The sequence below is a fragment of the Amycolatopsis sp. WAC 01376 genome (assembly GCF_003947415.1).
In the GTDB taxonomy this organism is placed as follows: Bacteria; Actinomycetota; Actinomycetes; order Mycobacteriales; family Pseudonocardiaceae; genus Amycolatopsis.
Genome location: NZ_QHKL01000004.1, coordinates 797,761 through 805,364 on the forward strand (window position 1 = coordinate 797,761; position 7,604 = coordinate 805,364).

Here is a 7,604-nt window from a genome sequence, read left to right on the forward strand (position 1 = left end):
TGTGTCAGGTCCGGGGTGTCTGGCCGGGCAGGAGCGTGTCCCCGCAGGACCGCAGATGCGCGACCGAGTTGGCCGCGACGACCTTCTGGGTCTCGGTGGTGACGTAGCGCTGTGCCGCGGCGAGAACCGCGGGGTCGCGCACGAGATCCTTGCGCACCCACACCCCGACGTCACCGAACGCGGACGGGTCACGAGGGCTGCGATAGAGCACCTCGTACTCCTGCCCGAACCGTTCGTCCTGGGCGAAGCCGAGCGTGGTGTCCCAGGTGCCGACGAACGAGATCAGCTCCGGCCGGAGTTCGTCGAAGACGTAGCGGCGCTCTCCGGCGAAATCGGCGGTGCTGAGGTAGTCGGCGATGACACGGTCGGCGAGACCGGCGAGGTCGACCACCTGAAGCCTGCTGACCAGCGCCATCCCGCCGAGGTCGATCACGCCGATCTTCGCCGAGCCGGGCAGCTCGAGGAGATCCGCCACGCCGTTGGTCACCCTGGCGTCGCGCTCGACCACGCTGCAGAACGGCGTCTTCGGGACGGCCTGGTAGCTCTTGCCCTGGGTGTGGAACCCGCTGATCGACGACGCCGTCGCGACGACGAGCGTGGCCGTCAGCAGGATCCGGCCTCGGATACGCGCCTTACGCAGGGTCTCGACGACCGCGATCGCGCCGCCGAGCGCGCCCAGCGCCCAGATCGGGGTCGCGAACCGGAGCTGCCCCATCCAGTCGGCCTGGAGGACGCAGAAGGCGATCACCGACAACGCGAACGGGACCAGGAGCGCGACGACGCCCGCGCGGAGTTCGGACGGCTTCTGCATCACCAGCGCGAGGCAGACGATCGCGACCGCGACCAGCAGCCAGCCCGCGTACTGGAGGACCGTCCCGGCCTTGGCGATGTCCGTGATGGCCGGGAGCGGCTGCGCCTTGGCGATCGCCGTGTTGGGCAGCAGGCGCCCGTACTCGATCCAGCGGAACAGCAGGTAGCCGCCGAAGGGAACGACGAACCCGGCGGCGGACAGCAGCACCGCCCGGATGGCGGGCGACACACCGCCGCGGCGGGTGAACAGCGCGACCACGATCGGGAACGCGGCCGCGTAGACGACCCCGTCCGGACGGCTCAGCCCGGCGAGGGCGGCGAGTGCGCCTGCCGACATGGCGATCTTCGCCGTCAGGAGCGTGCCGGAGTCGACGCCGCACAGGACGACCACGGCGAGAGCGGTGACCATGAGCGCGTAGACCGAGTTCTCCAGACCGGAGAAGCACCAGATGACGAACGAGGGATTGACCGCGAGCGCCGTCCCGGCGATCAGGGTGACCAAGGCGGGCCGGGGCGTCAGGCGCTTCGCCCCGGCGTACACCAGTGCCAGGATGGCCATGCAGCAGAGCAGCGCCAGTCCCTTGGGGAACAGGACGTAATCGGGGACGCCGAAGATCGTGCCGTGGTCGAACAGGCCGAGCAGCTTGCCGAGGGCCAGCAGCGCCATCCACACCGGGTTCGAGAAGCCCTCGACGGGTTCGACGCCAGGCTGGAGCACCGGCCCGAAGCCGTCGGCGAGGTTCCGGGAGTAGGCGAACGTGATGGCCGCGTCATCGATCATCCAGTTGCCGTAGAAGCTCGCGTGGACGGCGATCAGCACCGTGCCGACGATGACCGAGAGGGAGGCTCCCAGCATCCCCCGGCGCGTGGACGCCCGGCCATCGCCTCTCGGTCTGTCCCCGTCGAGGCCCGGATCCGCCACCGACGGCGGATCGGTCAGTTGAACGCCAGACACGTGCTACTCCCCCTGCTTTGTCCGAGAATCCGGCAACGGAGCCACAGACGGCAGCGTCCAGCTCATCCAGCACGGATTGCCCGAGAAACCCCAGTGTTCTCAACAGATGATCCGCCGACGCAACGTCGAGCCGATGATCATCACCCAGAATCAGGATTCTACAGCACGGGAAAACGATCTCTCGCTCCAGCACCGTGAACATCAATTCACGCGTGCGTATTCGGTGTTACTCACGAGCCTGGTGGAAAATCACCGTCCAGCGACCGTGTCACCTCGGTCGATCCCTGGTAGAAACGGTGCCGAACCAAGATCGTCAAGCCTCGGACTCCGAGAAGGGAACGCCATGCCCGAGCCCCGCCGAGCTCACGTCTCCGACCACGGCACGATCGTCGAATGCGTACAGGAATGGTGGGGCGATTCGCGCACTCCCGCTCAGGCTCGCGAGCTTTCGCTTCTGCTTCCCAAACTGTTCCTGCAATTCTTCTCCAGCACGAGCCTGGTCCTGGAGGACGAAACGGGCATCAGGGCATTTCTCGTCGGCTTCCACGCGCCGGACAATGCCACCGAGGCGTACATCCATTTCGTGGGAGTGGATCCGGACCTTCGCGGCCAGGGGACGGCCCGCCGCCTTTATACGACTTTCTTCCAGCGCGCCGCCGAGGCGGGCCGCACGGAAGTCCGTGCGGTCACCTCGCCGGGCAACACCGGATCCATCGCCTTTCACCGGGCCATGGGGTTCACGCTCGAAACCGGCGACCGAGTGGCCGACGGCCTCCCCCTGCACAGCGGCTACGACGGCCCCGGCCAGGACCGGGTGTGCTTCCACCGGAAGCTCACCCGCTGACCACCGATCAGGTCCCCTCGACGACGTGGACCGAGTTGACGCCGATATTGCAGCTGACGTGGTGGTCGATCCGGTACCACTCGTTCTGCGGCGGGTAGTGCCAAATCGTGTCGTACGTTCCGCCGAACGTACAGTCCACCCGCAGCTTCCACTTCGCCGGAATGGGCGCCCAGCAGACTCCCCAGGCCCGATAGCTCGAGTCGTAGCCGGTGTCACAGGTCATCCCGTACACCGGCGTGACGAAGCTCGCCTGGGCGGGCGCGGCGGCCGCGACCATGACGCCGCCCGCCACCGCCGTCGCGGCGACCGCGCCCCCGATCCTCCGAATGCTCTTTCGCATGTTTTCCTCCGTACGGCGAATATGGCCGAATGAGACAAGAAAGGACGATATTGTCCTCGGCACATATTTGACGAGTTCGAAGGGATCGTCTAAGGGACCACGTAAACTGCCTTTTGGGGCGACAGGAACTATCCGTAGATGGAGGCGGCCCATTCCGGGTGGTCGATGAACGGGTTGCGGTTGTGCTGGAACCGGTCGTGGATGACCTGGTTACGGCGCTGCTCGGCGGCGTCGGGCGGGTCCTGGGTGTTCCAGGTCAGCAGGACCGAGAGACGGCCGATGTTGGGTTTGGAGCCGTTGTCGACGGCGTCGTTGGGTTCGAGATCGGCGAAACCGTCGGTGCCGTCGTAACGGACGGCCATGTACAGGATCATGCGGGCCACATCGCCCTTGACCGCGTCCCGCGGCTCGAACGAGTCGTCGTCGGTCGAACTCCCGGGCGCCTCGCCGACCGGCGAGCCGCCGGCGTCGAAGTCCTTGTTCCCGCGGGTGCTGTTGACCGACACGTCCTCCGCGCGCAGGTGGTGCAAATCGGTACCGGGTCCGACGGCTGTGCCGAAGTCGCCGTGCGACTTGGCCCAGACATGCTCGCGGTTCCAGTCGTCGACCTCGCCGCCGTTGGCGGTCTTCGCCTGCGAGCGGCCGCTGTAGAGCAGCACGACGTTCGCCGGGTTGGCCGGGTCCTCATCGGTGGCCCTGATCCCGTCCCACACCTGTTCGTACGTCAGTTTGGTGTTGGTGCTGATGATCCCGTGCAGTGCCGCCTTGAGTTCGGGCCCGGTCTTGCCCAGCGCGTCCTGGTAGTAGTCGTCCGCGGCGGTGGACGGCGACGCGAACGCGATCCCCGCCGCGGCGGCGAGTGCGAGAACGAGAGAGATACGACGGGTTGGCTGCATGGACAAGGTCCTCTCCCCAGAGGCGCCGACCCGGATCGTCGTCTGCTCGGCCACAACCCCGGCAACGCACTAGTCGTCTAGTTGGAAAAATACTGTCATGGATGTCAATAGCCACCACTTCGCCGGTCGACATCCGCGGTCGTCCGCGCGACAATCGTCGTCCTGATCCGGACTCACTGGAGGGCCGCGTGACTGGGCTGGACGAGCAGATCCGCGGCTGGATCGCGGCACCGAAGTTCTGGCACCTCGCCACGGTGAACGGGGACGGCTCACCCCAGGTGTCCGCCATGTGGATCGACCTCGAAGGCGACCACATCGTGTTCAACACCGCCGTCGGCAGGGTGAAGGAAGAGAACCTGCGCCGCGATCCCCGCGTGTCGCTGTCCTGCCTGGACACGGACAACCCCTACGACCGCGTCGTGATCCACGGCCGGGCCGTCGAGTTCGTCGAAGGCGACGAGGCGGATCACTGCATGGACCGGCTGGCGAAGAAGTACGTCGGAACCGACCGGTTCGAATGGCGGATCCCGGGCGAACGGCGGGTCAAGGTGCTCGTCGAGCCGACCCGCGCTCGTCACGTCGTCGGTGTCGAGCCCTTTCGGCCGGGAAGGCTCGAGCCAGGCACACATGCCTGACGTCTAGGTTCGATACCCGGGCGGTGCAACCGGCGGAACGGTCCGCTACGTCCTCGGCGCATGAGATGGATCGCAGCGTGCCTTCTGCTGCTGGTGGCGGGATGTGGCATCGGCAAGGATACGGCGGAGCTGGAGGCATTCGCGGGACTCAAGGGCTCGAGCACCCGGTTGACGGGCCTGCGGCCAGTGGAACTCGGAACGGCCCCTGCTCAGGAGTTCCAGCGAACCCTGGAACGCGCCAAGCTCACGAATCTGGACGAAGTCCGTGGGGCTTTGTCGTTCGTCCCGCCTGCCGACCGGCGCGGTTTCGCCTTCGTCTTGCCGGGATGCGCCGAGGACGGCGCCGAACTGACCGTCGAGCGCGACACGCTCACCGCGGAACTCACCGGCGGCGAGAACGTCAACTGCGCCCAGGCGAACTATTTCCTCGCCGTCTTTTCCGTCGAACGCGACGCGGTGTCGCCGACACCGACGTTGTCGACGACACCGCGCTAGGCCGTGTCCTTCAGCCGCGCTGCGGCTCGGCGATGGGCTCCGGCAGCGTGAGAGCGGTATGGGCCGGTCGCCCGGTTCCCGGCGCCGAGGTGGTCAGGCCACGCAGCCGGCTGTCACGTCGCGCGAGGGCTTCGGCGGTGACCGGGAAGAGCGCCGCGTCGCCCACGCCGACCTGCGCTTGGTTCAGCTCGACGAATCCCCGTGTGTCGTCTTTGTAGGCGGCGAACGCGGCGGTGTGGTCACGATGGACGGCCAGCGCCCTGGCGAGCATGTAGGCACCCACGAGGGCGAGGCTGGAACCCTGCCCGGTCAGGAACGACGGCGCGTAGGCGGCATCGCCGACCAAGGCGATCCGGCCGCCGGACCAGCGCGGCAGGTGGATTTGGCTGACGGTGTCGAAGAACAGGTCGTCCGCGTCGCGCATCGCGGTGACCATGGCCGGGATTTCCCAGCCGTCGCCGTGGAAGGTCGCGGCGACGAGGTCCAGTTGCGCTTGGGGATCGCGGAGTACCTCATACGGTGGCTCGGGGCGAGCGGCGACCAGGAAACCGTGGATCCGCTCGCTGCCCTTGACCGCGTAGAGCGCCGCCCCGCGGCCGGGCACGTTCCAGAGCACACCTTCTCGCGACAGGCCGAACTCGTTGGGCATCGTGAATCCGGCGAAGCAATACCCCAGATAACGGTGATAGCGGTGCTCGGGCCCGAAGACGAGTTCCCTGGTGCGCGAGTGCAGTCCGTCGGCTCCCACGACCAGGTCGAACGCGCGCCGTGTTCCACTGCGGAAGGTGACTTCGACACCGTTCTCGTGTTCTTCGAGCGCTTCGATGGAATCGTCGAACACGTATTCCACGTCGTCGCGGGTGGCTCCGTACAGAATCTCCGCCAGGTCGCCACGCCGTACCTCGACATCGCTCCCCTCGACTCCGCCGACCACCGTCTGCGGATGCACCGACGCCACCTCTCCGCCGGTGGCATCAAGGAAGGTCAGCAAACGCGTCTCGATATGCGCTTCCTGGAGCCGCGGCAGGATCCCCATCCGGCCGGCCACCTCCAGCGCGGTGCCACGGACGTCGATCGGATATCCGCCTCCTCGCAGTCCGCCTGCCTTCTCCACCACCGTCACCGAGAATCCGTACCGCCGCAACCAGAATGCGACGGCCGGTCCGGCGATGCTCGCGCCGGAGACGAGGACCGTTCCTTTTGCCGTGTTCATTTCCGTTCTCCGATTCCGTCAAAGAGACGCCGGTGAGGGCGTTTTATGGTTATGCGGCGACTTTCGCACCAGCAAGACGACGAGTACCGCGGCGATCGCGAAGGCGACGGAAGCGATCGTGATGTAGGTGAAGACACCCGTTCCCGAATTCACGGTTTCGCCGCCGACGGACACGGTGGTCGACTTGAGCACCGCCGCGCCCACGAAATCCAGCACCACCGATCCGATCGCGATGACGACCATGACCAGGCTGGAGACGATGCCCTGCCGTTCGGCGGGCGCCAGGCTGCCCGCCAGGTTGAAGCCGGAGGTTCCGAGCGCGCCGACCGTGAAACCCAGCAGGAAAGCGAAGAACACCGCGACCGGGAACTGGGAGACACCGAGGAACATCCCGATGGTTCCCACGGTCCCGAGTGCGATCCCACCCGCCAGGGTCATCGCCGGCCCGACGCGAGTGGCGAGTGCCCCGGCCACCGGACCGCCGATCATGACGCCGATACCGGGCGCCGCGAGCAGCAGTGCCAGCGTTCCCTGGCCCGCCAGTCCGTATCCGAGCCCCTGCCCCGCCGAGACATCGCTGACCAGCGGGATGAGCTGGAGCATGCTCTGGTACGAACCGGTGCTGAGTACGAGCACGAGCAGGGTGAGCGCCAAAGGCGCGCCGAGGTTCCGGATGTCGATCAGCGAATCGGGCTTCCGGCTCGAGACCAGGAACCACCTGGCCAAGGCCACGACGCCGCCGATCAGGAGGACCATCGGGCCGACGGCGAACCAGCCGAACTCCGAGCCGAGGCTGACATAGCCGAGCACCCCGGCCAGGCCGCCGCCGAGGAGCAGCGCACCTCCGACGTCGATCCGGCCCGGTGTCCTGAGCACGGATTCGGGAATGACGCGGCGCACGCAGATCGCCATCGCGATGGCGACGACGGCCGATACGACGAACAAGATCTGGAAGCCGAACTCCGCGGCCAGTTTCTCGGTGAGGAAACGGGAACCGATGTTGAGCACCGCGGATCCGGAGGTCACGATGCCCACCACGACCATCGCGATCCGGGGCGCGCAGATCTCCCGGACGATCGCGACGGAGAGGAACAGGGCGGCCACGGCCGCCCCTTGCAGCAGGCGTCCGGGCACGAAGACCCAGATATTCGGGGCCACCGCGCAGATGAGCGCGCCGGCGCAACTGAGCAGCAACGTCAGTACGAGCACCTTGCGTTTGCCGTGCACGTCGGCGCTCTTGCCGAGCAGCGGCGCCCACATCACCCCCGCCAGCATCGCGCTGGCGTTGAGCCACGCCGTCTGGTCGGTGCCGAAGTGGTCGAGCATTTCCGGAAGGACGAGCAGCGGCGCCGTGATGGCCGTGTCGACCATGAAGTTGACCAGGACCAGGACGGCCACGAGGCCGATGAGCCGCCT

8 protein-coding genes are annotated in these 7,604 nt (G+C 67.0%); 3 read left to right on the forward strand and 5 right to left on the reverse strand.

The window, feature by feature from the left end:
* Window positions 1–4: 4 nt before the first annotated feature.
* Window positions 5–1,765, reverse strand: coding sequence for a hypothetical protein (locus tag DMH03_RS26100; protein WP_125794603.1), 1,761 nt, complete (start codon window positions 1,763–1,765; stop codon window positions 5–7).
* Between the two features lie 343 nt (window positions 1,766–2,108).
* Here DMH03_RS26100 and DMH03_RS26105 point away from each other — a divergent pair, with 343 nt between their 5' ends.
* Window positions 2,109–2,609 carry a GNAT family N-acetyltransferase gene (locus tag DMH03_RS26105; RefSeq protein ID WP_125794604.1) on the forward strand — a complete coding sequence of 167 codons (501 nt, stop codon included), beginning with the start codon at window positions 2,109–2,111 and terminating at the stop codon, window positions 2,607–2,609.
* A gap of 7 nt (window positions 2,610–2,616) precedes the next feature.
* On the opposite strand, the gene DMH03_RS26110 is transcribed toward DMH03_RS26105, so the two are convergent.
* Together DMH03_RS26110 and DMH03_RS26115 are read right to left on the reverse strand one after the other, a co-directional pair.
* Window positions 2,617–2,949, reverse strand: coding sequence for a hypothetical protein (locus DMH03_RS26110; RefSeq protein WP_125794605.1), 333 nt, complete (start codon window positions 2,947–2,949; stop codon window positions 2,617–2,619).
* Between the two features lie 128 nt (window positions 2,950–3,077).
* Window positions 3,078–3,845 carry an endonuclease I family protein gene (locus DMH03_RS26115; RefSeq protein WP_125794667.1) on the reverse strand — a complete coding sequence of 256 codons (768 nt, stop codon included), beginning with the start codon at window positions 3,843–3,845 and terminating at the stop codon, window positions 3,078–3,080.
* A gap of 188 nt (window positions 3,846–4,033) precedes the next feature.
* Between DMH03_RS26115 and DMH03_RS26120 the strand changes: the two genes are divergently transcribed.
* Window positions 4,034–4,480, forward strand: a complete 447-nt coding sequence (locus tag DMH03_RS26120; RefSeq protein WP_125794606.1) for a PPOX class F420-dependent oxidoreductase — start codon at window positions 4,034–4,036, stop codon at window positions 4,478–4,480.
* 60 nt (window positions 4,481–4,540) lie between these two features.
* Window positions 4,541–4,975, forward strand: a complete 435-nt coding sequence (locus DMH03_RS26125; protein ID WP_233611647.1) for a hypothetical protein — start codon at window positions 4,541–4,543, stop codon at window positions 4,973–4,975.
* Window positions 4,976–4,985: 10 nt separating this feature from the next.
* On the opposite strand, the gene DMH03_RS26130 is transcribed toward DMH03_RS26125, so the two are convergent.
* Window positions 4,986–6,188: an FAD-dependent monooxygenase gene (locus DMH03_RS26130; protein ID WP_125794607.1), complete on the reverse strand. Its 1,203-nt coding sequence runs from the start codon at window positions 6,186–6,188 to the stop codon at window positions 4,986–4,988.
* An 18-nt stretch (window positions 6,189–6,206) separates the two neighbouring features.
* Window positions 6,207–7,604: MFS transporter (locus DMH03_RS26135; RefSeq protein WP_199749019.1), on the reverse strand; the 1,398-nt coding region annotated here is incomplete at its 5' end.